Here is a 21,068-nt window from a genome sequence, read left to right on the forward strand (position 1 = left end):
CAAGCGGGGTCACCTGTTTGAGCGCATGCCGATGCGACGTAGCAACCGGAACCTCGCAAGCCACGTGACGATCACGCCGAGAAGGATTGATTCAGGAAGATAGAACGGCCCGCTGATAGGGATAATACCCACACCGGCAAGATACAAGAACGCAATGAACACTCCTGGGCCCGCTCCACGGCGCAGCTTCCAAGCGAGCGTAGACATCAAGAAAGCGGCAAGGGCCGAGTATGCGCAGACCGCGAGAAGGGCGCAAGGTCCGAAGTCAGCGTAGGTCACTCCAAGGTCAAAAGCACCTGTCCCTTCGTCTAGGCGATAGGAGGCGGGATTGTAGATCTTTGCCAGCAGGAACGGGCCAAAATCCTTGGGTTTGTCGGGAAGTATCGCGCGCGGCACTCGCGAGTAGAACTCGTTCTCGAGCATTAGCCGACCGTAGTAGATCCTGCCGTGCGGATCGTCGATCACGAGCATGGCGTTGCGTACATAGTCCGCGTAATCGGAGACCGATACTAGGGTGTCCGCGATATCTCCTGCGCTCGAGAAGAGGGCGAATGATCCAATTAGCAATACAGCAATGGAGACAGCCATTGCTGATGCGGCGAGGATCCGGACGGGAATACCGCGGACATAGACGCGGTGCATCATCCATATCAGGGCGTAAGTGATGATCTGCCCTTTGCTGCCGTGCCAGTACGCAAGAAGCATGCAGAGAGAAAAAAATGCGGCCGTGCTCTTGACGGACTTGTCTTTGCGGAAGAGGAAGACGACGAATGCGAGGCTGACGAACGTGGTTGAGCCGTAAAAAGGGAGACCATAGCCGGTCCGCGTGAGCTCGTAGATGCGGCGAGGCTCGGCGAGATATTGATGAAACTGAATGAGGATAGGAAGGTAAAGCAGGAAGCCGATTAGCAGCAGGAGCCAGGGGAGATGGCTGAAGTCCTCGGACACCTCCGCGTCGCGGAGTTTAAGGGGCTTGACGTAGGCGTAGACGAGCGATCCAACAAGAAACGAAAGCGCGTAGGTGGCATAACAATAAGCGTAAGCGTAGCTGCTGCCGCCGGGATCTGTTGACATCCAGAGATAGAAGCCCTGGAAGACGTATTTGGCCCCAATGCTGAGAATGATGGTCGGGGTAGCCCAGTTGATCCAGCTACGGTCTTTCCATACAACGAGAAGGTAAGACGCAATGACAAGCAAGAACGACACAAACATGACTGTCGCGTCGAAGAGCTTGCTGTCCATGGTGACTCAGATCCTCAGCGGGAGATGCCGGCCGGGCAGAATAGTTGTTATGTCAGCCGGTGCTTTGTTGGACGGCCACTTCTTGAAGTGATCGCGCCTCAATAGAACACTTCAGGCCGAGGGCGGATGCTCTCTTGTTCGAAGGCCAGAGGCCTTCTTGAGTTCCTGGAGGCGTGATGCCTGACTGGGATTTGAATCGATTATCCTGAGGACGCCGGTCACAATGGCGAGGCAAGTTGCCAGCGTGAAGCCGACGAACATCAGACCGAGCACGATCAGCGCCCGAGAAGGGCCGGCCTTACGTTCGGGTGTCCTCGCCGGGGCAACGACCTGGATCTGGGGCGCTGACTTGGACTCGTCAAGGCTAGCCGCTTCGAATTGCTTCGCGAGCAGTTCGAGCAGGGACTCGTGGTAACGGACCTCGCGTAGCTTGCGGAGGTAGTCGAGTCCGGCCTCGGGAACCTTCCCGGAAGGAACTTGCACATCGCCGGGGAGCGTCGTGCCTTGTGTGGACTCGAGGGTTGCGAGCTGTTTCTTGAGGCCCGCGATCTGTTCCTCTAATTCGGCGATGTCCGGGTTCTGATCGGTCGCGTATGTACGAGCGACGCCTAGCTCGACTTCACGGCTTGCGATCTGAGCTTTGACGGAAGCGATGTTCCTGATGATCTCTTCGGCCTGGCCGTTGAGTTGAATGAGCCCCGTTTTCTCCTGGGTTTCCTTGAGCGCATCCTCGGCGTCTGCTAGTTGCTTGCGTTCATCATCCAGCTGCTTTTGGAAGAAGGTGCGGCGCTGCGCCGCCTGTCCCACGGCAAGTCTGGAGTTGAGCGCGTAGAGCTCGTCCACGTAGGCGTTGGCGAGTTGCGCGGCACGGGCGGGATCATGGTCGGAGACCTTGATATAGATGAGGCCATCCTTCGCCGCTTCGAAGTCCGACTCCTTCGCAAGTCGGTTCTCCGTGTCGATGTCTAGGCGGGTTCTGTAGACAGCCTGGAGATTGAAACGGCGGATTAGGTTCTCGGCGATGCCATCGCTCTTGAGGATGCCAACATACATATCGGCCGGATTCTTGAGGCCTACAGCGGACGCGGCGCCGAGACCACCAAGCGAGCTCAACTGACCGGCGATCGCAGACATTGTCCCCTGCTCCTGCTGTGGGGGCATGATGACAGCCGTAGCGGTGAAGTAGGGTTTGACTACGAACGCTATGACGACGCCAAGCAGGCCGAAAGCAAGTGTGCTGACGAAGATTCGGCGTTTGGCGCGTAGCACGAAGAGGAGCAGATCGATCAAGTCGATCCCGTCCTCGATAGGATTTGTGTGACGGAACGAGCTCCCTTCGCGAGGAGCTTGCGACTCTACCATGCATCTACTTTACGCGAATCGCCATCGAGTTATGGCATCGACCTCTGCGTAAAGCCCATGGCAAAGAGCAATGCAACGGGCGCCCAGAGCCAGACCATAGTAAGCGGACATCAGTCCCTTCGGTGGGGCTGCGGAAAGACTCGGAGCTGGATCGTTGTCGTCACGTCAGACTTCGTCGCAGGAGCAACTACGGGAAAGTTCCAGCTGCCAAATTGCAGCCCGCCGGATAGTTCCATCGTCGCAGTCGGCGTCCATGCGAACTTTACGCCGGTATCGCTGCGATGGCCTCCTTGGAAATAACCGGTGTCGGAGACCATCTTTCGGAAGTTGATCGTAGCGTGCGTTTTGGGTGAGAACCACCAGGTGCTGGACGCCTCGCCGCCGATCCCTTGGGGCCCCACCCAACTGCCGAGCAGCTGGCCGTAGTTGGTGTAGCCCTGCGGATAGCGGAGATTGTTGTAGAAGTAGCCCTGAATGGGAAGCTTAGGGAGATCGGTGTATGCCGCTTCAAGCCGCAGGTCAAGCTTAGGGGCCTTGGGAAGTCGGGGCACGTAGATGCCAGGTGAGAAGGCATAGCGCCCGACAAACTTTCCCTGGACGGGATCATCCCAGGCCATGGCTGAGGTATAGAGGACGAGACTCTTTCGCAGCAGTGGCGGGTGGTAGGCGAAGTTGAACTCAGTGACACGCTTTCCCGGGTCCAGTTCCTGGCCGTTGCCGTTCACGGAAAAGGTATGGAAAAAAGTGCTCAAGGTGAGCGGCCGCCCGTAGCCTGCGAAGATGACCGTGTGAGAGAAGCCCATCTCCAGGTATTCGGAAGGTTTTATCGTGAAGGCGAGGCCCCAGAGATACGGTGGAGGGTTGAGGGCTTTGGTTGAGCTTCCATACGTGGTGTAGATGCTTCCGCCATTCACAAATGTACCGAGGCCAATATAGTGAATGCCTCCCTGGCGAGCGAAGAAGGCCTCCAGGTGTGTAGGCCCGGCCTTGCGAAAAATGCTAGGGAGAATCATTGGCTTAGAGCGAGCGATGCGGAACATCGGTAATGCCTCGGCGTTGTTTGAGAGGATCAGCGAGGTGCTGCGATCCGGTCCCCACCAGAGACTTTGTTGGCCAAAGGAGAGCTGCCAACTGCCGAATGCGACGGAGGCATACGCTTCAACCGGGCGGAGGCGGCTTGTGGTGCCGAAGCGCAGGTTCCAGCCGTAAGGAGCGACGTCAAAAGCGTTGAGATACTGCTGGGTAGACGTGCTGTAGGGCGGCATCGCCGAGGCGTATTGGTACTCGGCACGGCCATAGATTGCAAGCGGCCCCCATTGCGCATGGGCTGCTAGGCCGCTGTAGGAGTTTGCTCCCTGGCCGAACGGGCGGCCAAAGTCGTCGACAATCGTGGACGCGAAATGGAATCCGTCACGGATAGGGGTTCCACCTATCGCAACGATTCGGGCATAGGCTTCATCGGATCGGGCGGAAGCGTTGTGGCCGCCATCAATGACGGCTGTCTCGTCACGAAATTCGACGTCGAGCGCGGCGAGGAGAGTGGCAGCGACGGAATCCGATAGGTCGACTGTATCGTGGGCTTCCGCGAGGAGACGGGCGCACTCGAGGCGTGTCCATGGGCGTAGTACAGCAGTACTGGTAGGGAGGTAGCCCATGGCTGCGAGGCGGTCGAAGCTAGGGTAAATCCAGCTATCGTCGAGAGGGACGTAGGTGGAAGCCTTATACGCCGTCGACGCCGAGATGCGACGTGCCTCTAACCTGTCGAAGTCAACGAGGGATGGACTTGGCTGCGCTGCGGTTTGCGGTTGCACGACGGGTGCTTGCGCCGATGAGCAGGCGAACGCCGTACAGCAGAGGGCTACTGTCGCCAAGCTGCGCACCCACTTACTTTCTACTTCGGAAAGGACTGTAACCAAACGCAGCGAAAAACCACCCATTCCCCACCCAGGATTGACCTGGAGTATAGCAAAGTAAGGCGACAGCCCTTCAGTGTTACGCAACTGTCGCGCTCCAACCGTTGTTCCAGAGCCGCGATGTCATTCGCCAAGAGTCTTGCGGCACAGTCCATGTTTTCGAAAGCTCTGGCCCCAAAAAGGCATTTGTGCCGGGTGCCCGTCCTGGGGCCCGTGGTAGACGAATGATCTCAGAGGGAGAGACTTCCAGTATCGACCTGGCTCGTCATTCCGTTTGCGAGTTTGATGCTCAGTGGGTTGATGATACGTCCAGCATCTCCCTCACGCGCTGCCGCAATACGCGCAGCGAGAAGGGCTTCTGGAGGTGTGCTGAGAGGCCGCTGGCGAGTTGGCGGCTGTCGAGTGCCTCCGCGCCGTGGCCCGTGGTGAAGAGCACCCGCACCCCGGGATGCTGGGCGCGGACTAGGCCGGCAAGTTCATGGCCGTTCAGGCCTGGGAGCATCAGGTCGGTGATGAGCAGGTCCGGGGCGCTGGGCATGCCTGCTAGGATTTCGAGCGCCTGCTCGGCGTTTGCGGCTTCGATGACTTCGAAGTCGGCGCTGCGCAGCGAAGAGGTTGCCAGCTCGCGGATATCCGGGCTGTCTTCCACCAATAAGATCATCTTCGGCCTTCCAGCATTTGGTTCGGGCGAAGTTTCCGGGGCCATCATGCTCCCCTCCAGTCTAGTTGCGGCAGCTTAACAGGTTTCGAGATGGCAGGCGAACGTTAATGCTCAGGAAGATACCCCCAGGTCCTGAATCGGTTCAGGTTGGAGAAGTTCTGACAAGGGACGACGGGAGACTTTCGCTCGTGCAATACTGCTTGCGCTTTTGAAACTGCTGTCTGACCTGTTGCGGGAGACCTCTGTCAGCAGAGGACGCCGCAGGCGCGGGAAACGAGGACTGGAATGAGTGTGAGGAATCGCAGGGAATTTCTGTTGGCGGGAGGGGCGGCAGCGGCCGTCACCGCCGCGAGCATGAGCGCAAAGAGCTACGCGGCCATTCCTGGCGCGAATGATCGTGTCCGGACGGCGGTAATCGGTTGCGGTGACCGCATGAAGCAGTCCCTGATCCCAGCCTTTGCCGAGAACTGCAAGGATACGAACTTCGAGATGGTCGCCGTCTCCGACATCTGGAACAAGCGTCGCGAGGAGGGTGCAGGCTACATCAAGAAGGTCACGGGCTTCACCGTCGATCCCGTGCGCAATAACGACGAGCTCTACTCGCGCAAGGACGTGGATGCGGTCTTGATCGCGACGGCGGACTTTCAGCATGCCCGGCACGGCATCGAGGCGGTGAACGCCGGGCGGGATGCCTACGTCGAAAAACCGACGGCCCACCTGATGGAGGATGCCCGCAACTTCCGTGCGGCCGTGCACAAGACCGGCAAGATCGTGCAGGTGGGAACCCAGAGGCGCAGCACCCCCGCGTATATGCGGGCGGCGGAGTACATCAAGAGCGGCCAGTTCGGCGACATCGTGATGGTGGAGATGTGCTGGAACGTCAACCAGCCTGGACGCTGGCGCAGGCCGGACGTCGTTCCCCTCCTCAAGGAAGAGGACACGGACTGGAACCGCTATTGCCTGGGTGTGATCAAGGACAAGTTCGATGCGCGCAAGTATCTTGAGTTCAGACTTTTCTGGCCGTATTCCTCGGGGATTCCCGACCAGTGGCTCGTGCACCAGATCGACACCGTGCATTGGTTCACCGGGCTTCCGCACCCGCGCAGCGTGGTGGCCAACGGCGGCACCTACCTGTGGAAGGACGGCCGCACCAACTGGGATACGATGACCGCGGTGTTCGACTACGGCCCGCTGGACGATCTGACGAAGGGCTTCCAGGTGCAGTACACCTCGCGCTTCACGAACTCCGCAGGCGACGTGAAGGAGCTGTACTACTCGAACGCCGGGATGATCGACATGGATAAGCAGACGGTGACCCCGACCGGCGGTCTGACGAAGAGATTTGCCGACGAGATGCACATGCAGCCCAACCTGCTGCAGCCGCTATCGCTGGGAGCTTCGGCGGCTGCTTCGCATGAAGCGAATACCGGGCGGGATCCTCAGACGGGAGCGAACATGCGGAACTGGATGGAATGCGTGCGCTCTCGAAAGACACCGAACGCGAGCATCGAGGCGGGTTATAGTCACTCCATCGCGCTGTGCATGAACGTCGCGGCCATCCGGACCGGCCAGAAGGTTACGTTCGATGAGAAGACGCAGCAGGTGATGGCGGGAGGCAAGGTGTATGCGTAAGTTCTGGGTGGCCGGCGCACTGGGGTGTGCGCTGGCCGCGACCAATGTGGGGGCGGCCTATGCGGCGTTTCCCATTCTCAAGAAGAAGGGCGAACCGACCGAGAAGAAGGAGGTCGGCGTGCGAATTGTGAAGCACGACGACCAGCGTCGCATCGATGTGATGATGGACGGCCAGCTGTTCACGTCGTATCGGTGGCCCACCACGCTGATGAAGCCGGTGCTGTTTCCGCTGGTGTCAGACGACGGCACGACGGTGACGCGTGGATTCCCGCTGGAGCCGCGTGATGGCGAGCGTGTGGACCACCCGCACCATGCGGGCATGTGGTTCAACTATGGCAATGTGAACGGGTTCGACTTCTGGAACAACTCGAATGCCATCCCCGAGACGCAGAGGCCGAAGATGGGCACGATTCGTCCCGGCAGGGTGACGCGAACCAAGAACGGCCCGACGTCGGGCGAAATCGTTGCGGATTCGGAGTGGATTGCAGGCGATGGTGGCAAACTGTTTGACCAGACCGCGACGTACGTCTTCTGGGAGAAGAAGGGCGAGCGTGGAATCGATCTGACGGTGACGCTGCGGGCGACGGAGGATGTGACCTTCAACGACGACAAGGAAGGTCTGCTTGGCATCCGCGTGGCGCGCTGGCTGGAGTCGCCGGAGGAAAAGGGCGGCATGTTTACGGACGCGAGCGGTCGTCCGACGCAGGTGGCTGCGGTGGATAATTCTCTTGCGACGGGCGTGTACCAGACCAGCGATGGCGTGAAGGGCCCGGCCGTATGGGGGACGCGCGGCCGGTGGTGCCTGCTTACGGGCCACACGGACGGCAAGACGGAGACGATCGCGATTGTGGATCATCCCGGCAATCCCGGCTATCCGACCTACTGGCACGCTCGCGGCTACGGCCTGTTTGCCGCAAATCCACTTGGTGTCAGCATCTTCGATACAAAGCAGCCGGCCTTCAAGTTCTCGCTGGCAAGGGGCAAGAGCGCGACCTTCCGGTACCGGGTCGTGATCTTCTCGCATGGTGCGTCGGCCGGAGAGTTGAATGATGAGGCGGACGCGTTCGCGGCGACGAAGTAGAAGCAAATTTACGGCGAGTAACGAAATGAGAGAGACAGCCTTCGGGCTGTCTTTTTTCTTGCTCCTGGGGCAAATGCTGCGAGCAGGGCGGGAGTGCGACATGATAGCGCTCCCATCAATGGTAGTATTTCGTCCGTGCGTACCTTCGTTACCGCTGCCGCTCTCGCCCTCGTCGTCGCTTCCGTTTCTGCGCAATCGTTTACACCTGTCCGCGAGGTAAAGAACCTCTCGCAGCCGGCCAAGGACACACTGAACACGCTCGCGTCGTTGGATGCGCTGCCAGCTACAGACTGGAAGTTCCATGCAGGCGACGTGCCGCACGGAGAGTCGGTGACGCTGGACGATTCGAAGTGGGAGACGGTGAAGGCTCCTTACACGGCGGCGAAGGAAGCTGTGTGGTTTCGGCGCGAGATCACGATTCCGAAGACGCTGAACGGTTATGACATCAGCGGTGCGCGGGTGTGGTTCCAGTTCCAGGCCGATGCCAACGGGCCGATGCCGGAGATCATCTACTTCAACGGACGCCGCGTGGCATTGGGCGAAGACCTCGAGCCGATCGTGATGTTCGAGCCGGCGAAGCCAGGCGACAAGATTCTCGTCGCGGTGAAGCTGCTGGCGACGGTGGATACGAAGCGATTCCGCGCGGTGCATCTGCGCATCGAGCCAGACGCGGATGGCAGCTCGAAGCGCCCGAATCCTGACGACATTCGCACCGAGGCGCTCGCGGCGCAGAGCATCCTTCCCGCACTCACGCCGTCACGTCGCGATCTGTTGCCGAAGGTGGAAGAAGCGATTGTGGCGATTGATATGAAAGCGCTCGCTGCAGGCGATCAGGAAGCGTTCGATGCTTCGCTGCGCAAGTCGCAGGCGATCCTCAATACGCTGCATCCGGAGATGGCGAAGGCTCGCGTCGTCGAGGCTGGCAATGCGCACATCGATGCGGCCTGGCTGTGGCCCAAGACCGAGACGGTCGACGTGGTGAAGCGTACCTTCTCGAGCGCGCTGCAGCTGATGAACGAGTACCCGGACTACACCTTCTCGCAGTCTGCGGCGCAGTACAGCCAGTGGATGGCCGACAAGTACCCGGAGATGAACGCGCAGATCAAGCAGCGCGTGAAGGAAGGCCGCTGGGAGATCGTGGGCGGCATGTGGGTCGAGCCCGACCTGAACATCCCTGACGGCGAGAGCCTGGTGCGACAGCTGCTCGTGGGGCAGCGGACGTTCAAGGATCTGTATGGTGTGACGGCTCGCATCGGCTGGAACCCAGATTCGTTTGGCTATAACTGGCAGCTGCCGCAGATTTACAAGCGCTCGGGGCTGGACTACTTCGTCACGCAGAAGATGCACTGGAACGACACGAACCAGCTGCCGTTCCGGCTGTTCTGGTGGGAGTCGCCCGATGGCTCGAAGGTGCTGACGTACTTCCCGACGGACTATGTTCACACCAATGTAAGCCCGTCGCGCATCTCGGCGGACTTCGCGGAGTCGGCTGAGCGCAACCCGGGCACCAGCGAGGTGCTGGATCTCTACGGCGTCGGCGATCACGGTGGTGGTCCCACGCGCGTGATGCTCGATGAGGCGGATCACTGGATCGCAATGGGCAAGCAGGGCGATGCGGCAGTGCCTACCCTGCGCTATGGCACTGCGCAGAGCTACTTCGACGATGTGCAGAAGAAGCTAAACGCGGATTCGCCGTCGTGGAACTACGACTCGCTGGCGAAGGGATGGACCGCTCCGGCTGCCGGCAAGCCCGGGATGATGGGCATTCCGACCTGGAAGGATGATCTCTACTTCGAGTACCACCGCGGCATCTACACGACCCAGGCGAAGCACAAGTGGAACAATCGGCACAGCGAGATTGCGACGCTCGATGCCGAGAAGCTGGCATCGTTCGCGTGGCTTGATGGCGCGGCTTATCCCGGCGATGAGCTTACAGAGAGCTGGAAGAAGATCACATTCAACCAGTTCCATGATCTTGCCGCGGGTTCGGGCATCGGTGTCATCTATCGCGATGCGCAGCAGGAGTACACAGAGGTGTTCCACTCCGACAAGCTGATCAGCGAAGCGTCCACGCAGGCGCTGGCGCTGCATGCGGACACGCGCGTGAACTCTGGAGTCCCCGTGATGCTGGTGAACCCCCAGGCGTGGCCGAGCTCAGGCACGGTGGAGGTCGCGGTTGCAACCCCTGATGCGGCGAAGGTTGTGCACTTCGTCGATGCAGCAGGGAAGCCGATGCTCGCCCAGCCGGTGACCGGCGCAAAGAACGATGGCCTGGTGCACATGCTGGTTGCGGCGCATGACGTGCCAGCGCTGGGTTATGCCGTGGTGCGTGCGGAGAGTGGTGCAGGAGAGGCAACGAGCAGCCTGAAGGCCGCGCAGACTGCGGGCAGCATCACGCTGCAGAATGCGAAGCTCTCGGCGATCATCGACAAGAAGACAGGTTGCATCACGAGCCTGCGCGCGGGCGGTACGGAGTTCTTTGCAGCGAACTCCTGCGGCAACCAGCTGCAGACGTGGGCGGATACGCCGAAGAACTACGATGCGTGGAACGTGGATCCGGGCACACTGGATAAGCCGATGACGCCGATCTCCGCGGTCGACTCCGTGTCGCTCGTGACCGATGGCCCGCTGCGCAAGACGGTGCGTATCACGCGTCACTGGCAGAAGTCGAGCTTCGTCGAAGAGCTTTCGCTCGATGCCGATGCGCCGTACGTGCGGGTCGATGGCAACGTGGACTGGCATGAGACCCACGTGTTGCTGAAGGCATCGCTGCCACTCGCCGCGACCGGACCGAAGGCAACGTTTGAGATTCCGTATGGCTCCATCGAGCGTCCTACCGCGCGTAGCAACTCGTTCGAGAAGGCGCAGTTTGAAGTACCTGCCATGCGTTGGGGCGACCTGGGCGATGGCAAGCACGGCGTGTCCCTGATCAACGATGCGAAGTATGGCTACGATGCGGTCGGCAATCAGCTCCGCATTACGCTGCTGCGCTCGCCGACGTGGCCGGATCCCGATGCTGATCGTGGAGCGCAGCACTTTGCGTATGCGATCTATCCGCATGAGGGCACGTGGAAGGAAGCGCACACGGTGCAGCTTGGCTACGAGTTCGACGACCCGATGGCCGGAACGCAGGTGTTGCAGCACGCAGGCTCAATGCCCGCGTCAGCTTCGCTGGTGAGCGTAGACAACCCGAACGTGGTGCTGACGGCAGTGAAGAAGGCAGAGGATTCTGATGCACTCATCTTCCGCATGTATGAGTATGCAGGCAAGGCCAGCGAGGTGAAGCTGCATGTGCCTGCAGGCGCGCTGCATGCTACCGAGACGAACCTGATGGAGAAGCCTGAGGGCGGGAGATTGAAGCTCTCGGACGATGTCGTGAGCACGGAGATCAAGCCTTACGAGATCCTCACCATCGAGGTCGCCTACCCGAAGAAGTAGCGTTGGTCGCGGAAGGAACAAGGGCTTCAGTTCTTGAGGATGTCGCTCAAAGGGCTGAAGCCCTTTACTATTGGGCCCCATGTCCACGTCAACGGAGATCTACTGCGCAGCGATGATCTCGTTCACCCAGTGCTTAAGCACGGTCTCTGGAACGACACCGTTGATCGAATGCATCACGTGGCCGTTTCGCGAGAGGTAGAAGGTGGTGGGCACCGTGTGCATGTCGCCGACGGCGTCATGCATCTCCGGTGAAAGCTGAGCCAGGGGATACGTCGCACCTTTGGACTGCATGTAGGCGACAGCGTCCTGGTAGTCCTGCGGGTCATCGACGATGCCGACGATCACGAGATCGTCTGCATGTTCGCGCTGCAATTGAGCGAGCCATGGAAGCTCCAGCTTGCATGGACCGCACCAAGGGGCCCAGTAGTTGAGCAGCACGGCTTTGCCTGCGAAGGTCGCGTTCGAGATGGGCGCACCGCGCAGGTCGCGAAGATGAAGCTGCACGACGTCAATCTGCTTTGGCGCGCGGAAGTGTATGGTCTTCCAGACTTCGAAGCCTACGAAGGTAAGGAACAGCAGTAGCGTGACGCGGCCGGTCCCCTTGCGGGGTTCAGAACGTCCGGTCGCTGTTGCATTGTGCTGAGGCATCCTGGTTGAGTGTAGCGAAAGGCGGAGCCAGAACATTTTCCCTATTGCTGGGTATCTCAAGAGAGGCGTGCTGTGGCGTTTTATTGCGGAAAACTCCCATAGGGATCAGGCCATCCCTGCACACCCATAGGGTGCTTCAGGCGTCAATGTCGAGGCCCAGGTCGAGGGCGCGTACGCTATGGGTGAGCGCGCCGACGGAGATGACATCGACGCCGGTCTCGGCGATTGCGCGCACGGTGTCGAGCGACACGTTGCCGCTGGCTTCGATGAGGACTTGCGGCGCTCTCTCGCGAATGAGTGCAACACCAGCGCGCATGTCCTCAAGGGAGAAGTTGTCGAGCATCACGGTGTCTGCACCGGCGGCGAGCACTGATTCGATCTGGTCGATACGATCGACCTCGACTTCCTTGTGGGTGGTGTGCGGCAGCGTGGCGAAGCCCTCGCGCAAGGACTCCGTGAGCGAACGCTCGCCGTTGCTGGTGAGGATGGCGAGGTGGTTATCTTTGGCCATCAGCGCGTCGGAGAGTGAGAATCGGTGGTTGTGCGCTCCGCCGCAGCGCACAGCATAGCGCTCGATGAGGCGCAGGCCGGGCGTCGTCTTTCGCGTGTCGACGATGCGTGCTGTGGTATGGGCAACCTCATGCACATAGCGTGCGGTCAGGGTCGCGATGCCGGATAGCCGCTGCGTGAAGTTGAGAGCAACGCGCTCGGCTGTGAGGATCGCGCGCGCGGAGCCTTCGATCGTGGCGATCAATGCTCCGCGGTTGAAGGTGCTGCCGTCGTGAAGTTGGAACGTCGTCGCGACGCCGCCGGTCAGACGCATCGCGGTGGAAAAGAGATCTTCACCACAGAGGACGCCGTCTTCGCGAGCGACGAGCTTCGCCGTTGTGCGTGCGTCAACGGGGATGAGCGTTTGTGCGGTGATGTCACCCCATGGCGCGTCTTCTGAGAGCGCCATGCGGACGAGCGCTTCAATCGCAGCGGGATCGGGACGCATCAACGTGAGAACTCCAGCTCGTTTGCGACCGTGGTCTGCGCTGCCGTCGAATACACGAGCGAGCGGTGCCACGCCTCAAGGGTTTCCGGGTAATCGACACGGAAGTGAGCGCCGCGAGACTCGGTACGGGCCAGGGCCGCGGCGGTGACGACGCGTGCGATCGCGAGCAGGTTCGCCGTCTCGAGCGAGTCGAGATCGCTTCCCGTCGCGCGCCACGAATCAAGCTGCACCAGCGCGGCGCGTAGCGTCGAGCCGTTGCGCTCGATGCCCACCGCATCCCACATGATGGCCTGCAATGCTGTGCGGCTTACAGGCCGCGTGAGCACGCTGGTCTCAGAGGGAAGCTGAAAGAAGCTGGCGAGCTGCGGCCCGGGCCCACTCCAACGCTCGCTTTGCCACTCGGCATCGTCGTTCAGCAGATTGGCGCAGCGCCAGGCGAAGACAAGGCTCTCGAGCAGAGAGTTGGACGCGAGGCGGTTGGCTCCGTGGACGCCGGTGCACGCCACCTCGCCTACGGCGAAGAGGCCGGGGATCGAGGTGCGGCCGTGCAGGTCGGTGCGCACGCCGCCCATCCAGTAATGTGCCGCTGGAGTGACGGGGATGGGATCGATGGTCCAGTCGAGGCCTCGCGCGAGGCAGGCGCGATGGATGCTTGGGAAGCGCCGCTCGAGGAAGCCTTTGCCGTTGCGCTGCTCAAGCACGGTCGCATCAAGGCGAACTGGTGTGCCGTTCTGCGCAGCCATCTGCATCGCGATGCCACGCGCCACAACATCGCGCGGAGCCAGCTCGGCATCGGGATGGATGGCCTGCATGAAGCGACGGCCATGGGTATCGACGAGCACTGCGCCTTCGCCGCGGACGGCCTCAGAGATCAGGAACGTATCTCCAGTGGCGAGCGCGGTGGGGTGGAACTGGTAGAACTCTGCATCGGCGATCTGAGCGCCCGCGCGGAGTGCCATCGCGAAGCCGTCGCCGGTGGCGCCGATGGGATTGGTGGTGTAGCGATACAGCTGGCCCGCACCGCCCGAGGCGAGTATTACGGCGTCTGCGCTGAGTGTGCGACGAAGGCCTGCCTGCAGGACCTCCATGCCGGTGAGCACGCCACATTCGATGACGAGGTCGCAGGCGAAGGTATGTTCCATCACGTTGACCTTCGACGATCGCACGGCGTGTACCAGCGCGAGTTCGATCGAGAGCCCGGTGGCGTCGCCTTTGGCGTGGAGGATGCGAGCGTGAGAGTGTGCCGCTTCGAGACCGCGGGCGAGTTCGCCATTGTGCTCGTCGAATTGCACGCCGAGGGCGATGAGGTCGCGGATGCGTGCGGGGCCCTCGGTGCAAAGGACACTGACGGCCTCGGGATCGCAGAGGCCCGCACCGGCACGGAGGGTATCGGCGATGTGCTCGGCGACGCTGTCGTCGGGGAACATGACGGCAGCGATGCCGCCCTGCGCCCAGCGGGTGTTGCTCTCGGCGAGCTCATGCTTGGTGACAAGCGTGACGTCGTGCTGCTTGCTCAGTTCCAGTGCCGCGATGAGGCCAGCGATACCGCTGCCGACGACGATGATCTTCCTGCGGGACGGGTTCATGCGGACCTCCTGTCCGTCGCAGGCTTCAGAGCGAGCATGCGTTCGAGCGCGACACGGGCGGGTGCGGCGATCGCTTCTGGAACGGTGATGCGGTTCAGGAGCTCACCGCGCTCCAGCGACTCCAGCACCCACGCAAGGTAGCTGGGATGAATGCGGTACATCGTCGAGCACGGGCAGATGATGGAGTCGAGGCAGAAGATGGTCTTGTCGGGATGCTCGTTAGCGAGGCGCTGCACCATGTTGATCTCGGTGCCGATGGCGAAGATCGAGCCTGCCGGTGCGGCTTCGACGCGCTTCTTGATGAGCTCGGTTGAGCCATGCTCGTCGGCCGCGTCGACGACCTCCATCGTGCACTCGGGGTGCACGATGACGTGGACGCCGGGGTGACGCTGGCGCGCAAAGCTGATCTGGTCGACGGTGAAGCGCTTGTGCACGGAGCAGAAGCCATGCCACAGGATGACGCGGGCGTCGCGGATCTGCTGGGGCGTGAGGCCACCCATGGGCTTGTTGGGATCCCAGACCGGCATCTGCTCCAGCGGAATGCCCATCTTCTTCGCGGTGTTGCGTCCGAGGTGCTGGTCGGGGAAGAAGAGCACGCGCTGGCCGCGTTCGAAGGCCCACTGCAGTACGGTCTCCGCGTTCGATGAGGTGCAGACCACGCCGCCATGCTCGCCGCAGAAGGCCTTGAGCGACGCGGCCGAGTTCATGTAGGTGACGGGCAGGACGGGCTGTTTGTCGGAGCCATCGCTGGCTGTACCGAGGACGGAAGCGAGTTCCTCCCAGCAGTCGGTGACGGAGTCGATCTCGGCCATGTCGGCCATGGAGCAGCCGGCGGCGAGGTTGGGCAGGATCACGGCCTGCTCGGCGCGCGAGAGGATGTCTGCCGTCTCGGCCATGAAGTGCACGCCGCAGAAGACGATGTATTCGGCGTTGGGCTTCGTTTTTGCTGCCTGGGCAAGCTGGAAGCTGTCGCCGAGGAAATCGGCGTAGCGGACGATCTCGTCGCGCTGATAAAAGTGGCCCAGGATCACGAGCCGGTCGCCAAGAGCGTGCTTCGCCGCGCGGATGCGGAGGTCGAGCTCAGCCGCGGTCGCGTTCCGGTATTCGCGCGGAATGATGCCTTGCCTGGGTGCGTCGGAGGGCAGGGGATCGGCGATGGAGGCGCCAGGACCGTAGCCCTCGTTGTCATGCTCCCAGGGTCCCTCTGCCAATGCGGACGAACACGTGCTGCTTCCGGCTCCTCGCTGTTCGCCTATGCGAATCAACTGGATGGTTTGATCGATCGATGCCACGTACAGCTCCTTCAGGGACCCGTTGACTACTCGCGCGTTGCAGATGCCGCGCCTCAACACTGCGTGTCGGGACCTCGAATGCGCTCCCGCGACGCACTCATTGGATACGGTGAGCCGTGCGCAGGTTTCGCCCCTTAACAGGCTATCGTGTTTGTCGTGTAAAGACTCGGAGGGGCTCAGAACCGGGTTGAGGATTCGGGTTCGGGTGTGGGCGTGAGGCTGGCGTCGGAGCCTGGCGTGATAAGGCCCTCGCCCAGGTCACGCTTTGCCAGCATGGCGAGGGACTGGCCCTCTTCTGACTGCTGGCGACCGAACTTGCTTCGTCCCACGCGCTGCGAGCCGTAGATGCCGGTGTGTCCGGAGAAGAGGTAGCTCACGACGCAGGCGATCGCGGCGTAGGCTCCGGCTTCGCCGCCGAAGAGTTCCACAGCGAGCAGGGTCGAAGAGATAGGAGTATTTGCTGCCCCGGCGAAGACCGCAGCGAAGCCCATACCCGCGAGCAGCCCGGCAGGGAGGGGCAACAGGCGCGAGAGCGCATTGCCCAGGGTCGCGCCGATGTAGAAGAGCGGGGTGACCTCGCCGCCCTTGAAGCCCGTGCCGATGGAGGCGGCGGTGAAGATGAGCTTGCCTGCGAAGTCATACGGCGGCAGCTTGTTGTGGAAGGCGTCGACGATGATGGGCACGCCGAGCCCAATGTAGCGCGTGCTGCCAAGTGCGAAGACCGCAGCCGTGACGACGAGGCCCCCGGCGATGGGGCGGAACTCCGGGCGGCTGATGAAGCGGCGCGCCGTGTGGGAGATGAAGTGTGTGAGGCGCGAGAAGGCCATCGCTGCGAGTCCAAAGGCGACTCCCGCGATGGCAGCCAGGACGATGCCTTGCACGGTCATCGCCGGGACGTCTCCGACCACGTAATGCGTGTGTGCGACGCCGGGGACGAAGCGCGCCCAGAAGCGGGTGACAAGGTCACCGACGAACGCGGCGAGGAAACACGGTGCGATGGCGTCGTAGCTGAGCTTGCCGATCGCGAGGACCTCGATGCCGAAGACCGCTCCGGCCATGGGTGTGCCGAAGACCGAGCCGAAGCCAGCGCTGATGCCGGCCATGAGCAGGATACGGCGCTCGGGTGACGTGAGGCGAAGGGGACCGCTGAGCTGGTCGGCGAGGGACGCTCCGGTCTGAATCGCAGTGCCTTCGCGGCCCACGGAAGCGCCAAAGAGGTGGCTGATAAACGTCCCGAGGAGGATGAGCGGCGTCATGCGCGCGGGGATCGTGGTGCGCGGGTCGTGGACCTCTTCGAGGATGAGGTTGTTGCCGCCTTCGACGGACTTGCCGAAGAGCTTGTAGAGCAGGCCCACGGCCCAGCCTGCCGGCGCGAGCAGAAGGATCAGCCAGCGGTGCGATTCGCGGATGTTGGTGGCCCAGGTGAGAGAGGCGAGCAGCGTCGCGGAGGCGGTGCCTGCCATCATCCCCACAACGGAGGCGATGGGAATCCAGCGAACCAGATCCTTGAGGATGTGGAGCTGTTCACTGAAGAGATTGCGGGACGTGTTTTCGGGCAAAGGAATCTCCTACGGATCTGGTTTGCAAGATCGCAGGAGTTATCAGCTCCAGCCAGGAGGCCGGGCATCGTAGCGAACTCCATCGCCTACGGTTGTAAGAACAAGATAGCAAGGGGAGAAGTTAGCGTCAATGCGTCTGGGCTTGCTCGCGAGGGCAAAGGTCCGAGGACGCCCTGGCTCTTTTAAAAAGGAGCTCAGAGGCGATCCGCCTGATAGCCAGCTTTGCGAAGCAGAGCAACGACTCCGCCCGGTCCAACGAGGTGTCCTGCACCGACTGCGACGAAGTCCGTCTGGTTGCCATGGATGAGCTCGGCGAGCCTGGGCATCCAGCTTCGGTTCCGGTCTGGTGGAGCACCTGAATCGTTGCCCCGGGCTTGGCGCGAAGATTGAGAGATCTCGAGGCCGATAGGAGAAAATGCCCCTGACAGTTGACGAATCATGAATGGAACGCAAACAGCTCCTTCCTCGACACGTCCGAGTCGCTTACAGAGGGCGGGGGTAAGCTATTCGCATGCGAGTGGTGCGTTGTGGTTGGCCGCTGTTCCTGTCGATAGTGGCCTTCGTGTGCATCATGTGCAACGCAACGCACTCCCAGGTGTTGGCACCGCCACGCGATGGCGTGCCGGGTTATGAATATAAGCTCTGGACGGATCGCGAGGCTGCGCCTTCCAATATCACGGCCATCGCGCAGACGACGGACGGTTACCTATGGCTGGGCGCTACAGGGGCTCTCTACCGCTTCGACGGCGAGTCCTTCGAGCGCCCAGAGACATCGGGCGCGAGTATTCAGTCTGTGCGCATTACCGCGCTGGAGGCCGACCGCAGAAATGGCCTGTGGATTGGTTATAACTGGCACGGCATCGCGTATCTGCATCATGGCGTCGTCACGGCGTACGAGAATCCCGCTGGCATATGGGGGACGGTGAGCCACATTGTTGTGGCGCCCGACGGGAAGGTATGGGCAGTCGTCGGTAACAACCTGCTCCTGTTTGAAAACAACACCTGGATCGATGTCACAAGCCGTTATGGTCTTGGGCCATCAGTCGACTGGCTCATCTTTCACGACGACGGCACTATGGTCGTCAGCGCAGACAGGGAGATTCTCGAATTCGTTCCTGGTGCAACGAAGCCCGTGCGAATCCTTCACACGGCAGGCGACGTGCGAGGCATGACTGTGCGGCCCGACGGCATCGGAATGCTGGTTGATAACTCCGGTGAGATCCGAAGCATTGTGAGCGAGACCTCTCCGCATAAGTCGGTCTTATTCGGAAAGGAGCCGATCGGACTTACCAGTGATCGTGAGGGCGGCCTTTGGAGCGCCGATCCCGGGGACGGAATTTGCAGGCTATCGCCAACATTCACGCAGAGTGGTGTGTTGGTCGCTCTGACACGCGTTGGCTGTGTCTATGAAGACGGAAGCACGTTTCCGATTGCGGTTTCTTACACTGACCGCGATGGCAACATCTGGGTGGTGGGATCTAAAGGTCTATATCGATTTCAGAAAGCGAGGTTCGTTGTAGCGCCGATTCCGGTGCAGTTAGGGGCGGCGTTTGCGGTCGATCCGACGGGCACGCTATGGTTGGGGACTCTCGGAGCGCCGCTATTCAGCTATGAGCGTGGAGAATGGCATGCCTGGGGGCCGCCACGTCAGATTCATACGATCTATGCCGCTACCGACAGTTCGGTCTGGTTCTCTTCCGCCATCGTCGGCTCGACGGATAACCTGTGTCACCTGTTGCATGGCCGCATTATCGAGACAAAGCCGCCTGTGGATGTGGGCACGTACCCGATGCAGTCGCTGGGGGTGGACGGGAATGGCGACGTGTTGGCAGGATTCGTGCGCAAGGGCGTCTACCGACTGCACATGGGCAAGTGGACGTCCATGGCCGAGCAGTTTGGCACCGCTCTGATGCCATTTGTGATGTCCGTGGCTCCCGACGGAAGAGTGTGGCTCGGGTTCGCAGGCGACCGCGTGGGCGTGTGGGATGGCAAGCGGTTCAAGTGGATTTCATTACCCTCGAACAGCGTGGGCTCCGTACTGGCATTTGCCTTCCATGCAAAGACCGTGTGGGTCTCCGGCGAAAATGGATTAGCCGCCATTCAGGATGGAGGCATGGTGCGGGTTCTACTCACACCATCGCTTGCGGGAGTGAGCGGTTTGGCGTTTTCACCAGATGGAGATCTCTGGATGAATTCTCTTGCAGGCGTGCTTCACACCTCCGCAGCATCGCTGGGGTCTTCGTTGCAGGATCTCAAAGTTCCACTTACCTGGGAGGTCATTGGCCAACGCGAGGGGTTACATGGACAGCCATCGCAGGTCCGCCCCCTCCAAAGTGCTGCGTTCGCGCAAGGGAGGCTGTGGTTCTCGACCGCGAAGGCGATCGGGAGTGTCGCCCCAGGTAGCCATGAAGTGGGCCTTGTTCCACCGGCAATCGTCCGCATGCAGCTGGCTTCAGATGGCCGCAGACTCTTGGACGCAGATTCGTATCAATTGCCGGCAGATACACGCCTGGTACAGGTGACGTCCTCCGCGGTAGATCTCTCGCGCCCGGAGGACCTGAGGTTTGCATATACGTTGAACGGGAAACCCGTAGCCGAGGGCTCTCGTACCCAGCAGCGGATGATCACCTTTGTAGGCTTGCCTCAGGGTTCTTATGAACTGAAGGTTGCGGCCTGCAATGTGGGAGGCGTCTGCAGCGCCTCCATGGCGGCCCTTCGTTTCGTCATTGCACCGCACTTTTATCAGCGGCAGACGGTTTGGATGGTCGCGGCTCTGACCTCGCTGGCCTTCGCATTTCTCTTCTACCGCTGGAGACTCCAACTTGTTTGCGAAAGGGTCGAAGCCGAAGCGAGGGGGCAATCTGCGGAACGCGAACGTATCGCACGAGAGCTTCACGATACGTTGCTCCAGAGTGTGCAGGGACTCGCGCTGAAGTTTCAGGCCGTGGCGCAGGGTATGGACGCTGGATCCGCTTCCAGGTCTCAAATCTTGAAGTACCTTGACGATGCGGATGAGGTCCTGGCTTCCGCGAGGGACCGGGTCCGCGGCCTAAGGTCGAGCGAGCATGGCGCCTGGGGCCTGCCCCAGCGGTTGCAGGAACTCATCGAACGCACTGCGGAGGGCGGATCCGCGATCGTACGACTTCATGTTCATTGCACCAGCTTCTCTGTCAGGGATCAGGCAGGTAAGGAACTTTTCGAGATCGGCGCGGAGGCGTTGCGAAACGCCTTGAGACATGCGCGTGCCGAACACATCAACATTCATCTTCGCTACGGTCTGCTTCGCTTTAGCCTGGAGGTGGTCGACGACGGTCAAGGGACCATGTTCGGCCGTGGAGGAAGACCTGATGCAGGGCACTATGGCATAGGTGGGATGCGAGAGCGGGCGAGCCTGCTGCGAGGTTCGTTCACGATGAGAAGTCTTGCCGGCGCCGGTACGCTCGTGCGCGTGGTCGTTCCCGGAGCAGTGGCTTACAACGATGGAGTGATCGCGCGCTTCTTTTCAGCCATGACCCGGCCCCGGGGGCGCGCTTCGGAGACGGTGCTTCCTTCTACATACAAGAATTAACGACGTTGCTCCTGGGAAGCCACTTGCTCAACCAGGGAGACCATCTCGGAAGATGGCACCTTCCTTCTGTTCGGGTGGCTGGCTCACGC

General features: G+C 61.1%; 14 protein-coding genes. 4 read left to right on the forward strand and 10 right to left on the reverse strand.

The genetic code is table 11. The features are described 5' to 3' along the window. Positions 1 to 9 precede the first annotated feature (9 nt). From C4S68_RS12570 to C4S68_RS12585, 4 genes are all read right to left on the reverse strand, one after another. Positions 10 to 1,242: a hypothetical protein gene (locus C4S68_RS12570; protein WP_103933438.1), complete on the reverse strand. Its 1,233-nt coding sequence runs from the start codon at positions 1,240 to 1,242 to the stop codon at positions 10 to 12. 111 nt (positions 1,243 to 1,353) lie between these two features. Further along, the gene (locus C4S68_RS12575) at positions 1,354 to 2,532 is read right to left on the reverse strand and encodes a GumC family protein (protein WP_160115132.1); all 1,179 of its coding nucleotides are present in this window, start codon (positions 2,530 to 2,532) and stop codon (positions 1,354 to 1,356) included. Positions 2,533 to 2,714: 182 nt separating this feature from the next. After that, the gene (locus C4S68_RS12580) at positions 2,715 to 4,415 is read right to left on the reverse strand and encodes a capsule assembly Wzi family protein (protein ID WP_160115133.1); all 1,701 of its coding nucleotides are present in this window, start codon (positions 4,413 to 4,415) and stop codon (positions 2,715 to 2,717) included. 391 nt (positions 4,416 to 4,806) lie between these two features. Next, the gene (locus C4S68_RS12585; protein WP_103933441.1) at positions 4,807 to 5,226 is read right to left on the reverse strand and encodes a response regulator; all 420 of its coding nucleotides are present in this window, start codon (positions 5,224 to 5,226) and stop codon (positions 4,807 to 4,809) included. 237 nt (positions 5,227 to 5,463) lie between these two features. Between C4S68_RS12585 and C4S68_RS12590 the strand changes: the two genes are divergently transcribed. The 3 genes from C4S68_RS12590 to C4S68_RS12600 all read left to right on the forward strand — a co-directional run bounded on the left by C4S68_RS12590 (position 5,464) and on the right by C4S68_RS12600 (position 11,329). Beyond that, positions 5,464 to 6,810, forward strand: coding sequence for a Gfo/Idh/MocA family protein (locus C4S68_RS12590; protein WP_103933442.1), 1,347 nt, complete (start codon positions 5,464 to 5,466; stop codon positions 6,808 to 6,810). Further along, the gene (locus C4S68_RS12595) at positions 6,803 to 7,891 is read left to right on the forward strand and encodes a DUF6807 domain-containing protein (protein ID WP_103933443.1); all 1,089 of its coding nucleotides are present in this window, start codon (positions 6,803 to 6,805) and stop codon (positions 7,889 to 7,891) included. Before C4S68_RS12590 ends, C4S68_RS12595 begins: the two co-directional genes overlap by 8 nt. Before the next feature lie 135 nt (positions 7,892 to 8,026). Beyond that, complete coding sequence (locus C4S68_RS12600) at positions 8,027 to 11,329, forward strand: alpha-mannosidase (RefSeq protein WP_235011563.1); 3,303 nt, start codon at positions 8,027 to 8,029, stop codon at positions 11,327 to 11,329. A 99-nt stretch (positions 11,330 to 11,428) separates the two neighbouring features. Here the strand turns inward: C4S68_RS12600 and C4S68_RS12605 are convergent, their stop codons facing one another. The 6 genes from C4S68_RS12605 to C4S68_RS23795 all read right to left on the reverse strand — a co-directional run bounded on the left by C4S68_RS12605 (position 11,429) and on the right by C4S68_RS23795 (position 17,851). Next, positions 11,429 to 11,977: a TlpA family protein disulfide reductase gene (locus C4S68_RS12605; RefSeq protein ID WP_160115134.1), complete on the reverse strand. Its 549-nt coding sequence runs from the start codon at positions 11,975 to 11,977 to the stop codon at positions 11,429 to 11,431. A 136-nt stretch (positions 11,978 to 12,113) separates the two neighbouring features. Beyond that, positions 12,114 to 12,974: a carboxylating nicotinate-nucleotide diphosphorylase gene (gene nadC, locus C4S68_RS12610; protein WP_103933445.1), complete on the reverse strand. Its 861-nt coding sequence runs from the start codon at positions 12,972 to 12,974 to the stop codon at positions 12,114 to 12,116. Continuing rightward, positions 12,974 to 14,560: an L-aspartate oxidase gene (gene nadB, locus C4S68_RS12615; protein ID WP_103933446.1), complete on the reverse strand. Its 1,587-nt coding sequence runs from the start codon at positions 14,558 to 14,560 to the stop codon at positions 12,974 to 12,976. Before nadB ends, nadC begins: the two co-directional genes overlap by 1 nt. Further along, positions 14,557 to 15,852 (reverse strand): quinolinate synthase NadA, encoded by a 1,296-nt coding sequence (gene nadA / locus C4S68_RS12620; RefSeq protein WP_200821541.1) that lies wholly within the window; start codon positions 15,850 to 15,852, stop codon positions 14,557 to 14,559. Before nadA ends, nadB begins: the two co-directional genes overlap by 4 nt. 176 nt (positions 15,853 to 16,028) lie before the next feature. Beyond that, positions 16,029 to 17,411, reverse strand: a complete 1,383-nt coding sequence (locus C4S68_RS12625; protein ID WP_235011564.1) for a chloride channel protein — start codon at positions 17,409 to 17,411, stop codon at positions 16,029 to 16,031. 194 nt (positions 17,412 to 17,605) lie between these two features. Beyond that, complete coding sequence (locus C4S68_RS23795; RefSeq protein ID WP_103933447.1) at positions 17,606 to 17,851, reverse strand: TraB/GumN family protein; 246 nt, start codon at positions 17,849 to 17,851, stop codon at positions 17,606 to 17,608. Between the two features lie 131 nt (positions 17,852 to 17,982). Between C4S68_RS23795 and C4S68_RS12635 the strand changes: the two genes are divergently transcribed. Continuing rightward, positions 17,983 to 20,979, forward strand: a complete 2,997-nt coding sequence (locus C4S68_RS12635) for a sensor histidine kinase (protein WP_160115135.1) — start codon at positions 17,983 to 17,985, stop codon at positions 20,977 to 20,979. The last annotated feature ends 89 nt before the right edge of the window (positions 20,980 to 21,068 follow it).

The sequence above is a fragment of the Bryocella elongata genome (assembly GCF_900108185.1).
Classification (GTDB): domain Bacteria; phylum Acidobacteriota; class Terriglobia; order Terriglobales; family Acidobacteriaceae; genus Granulicella; species Granulicella elongata.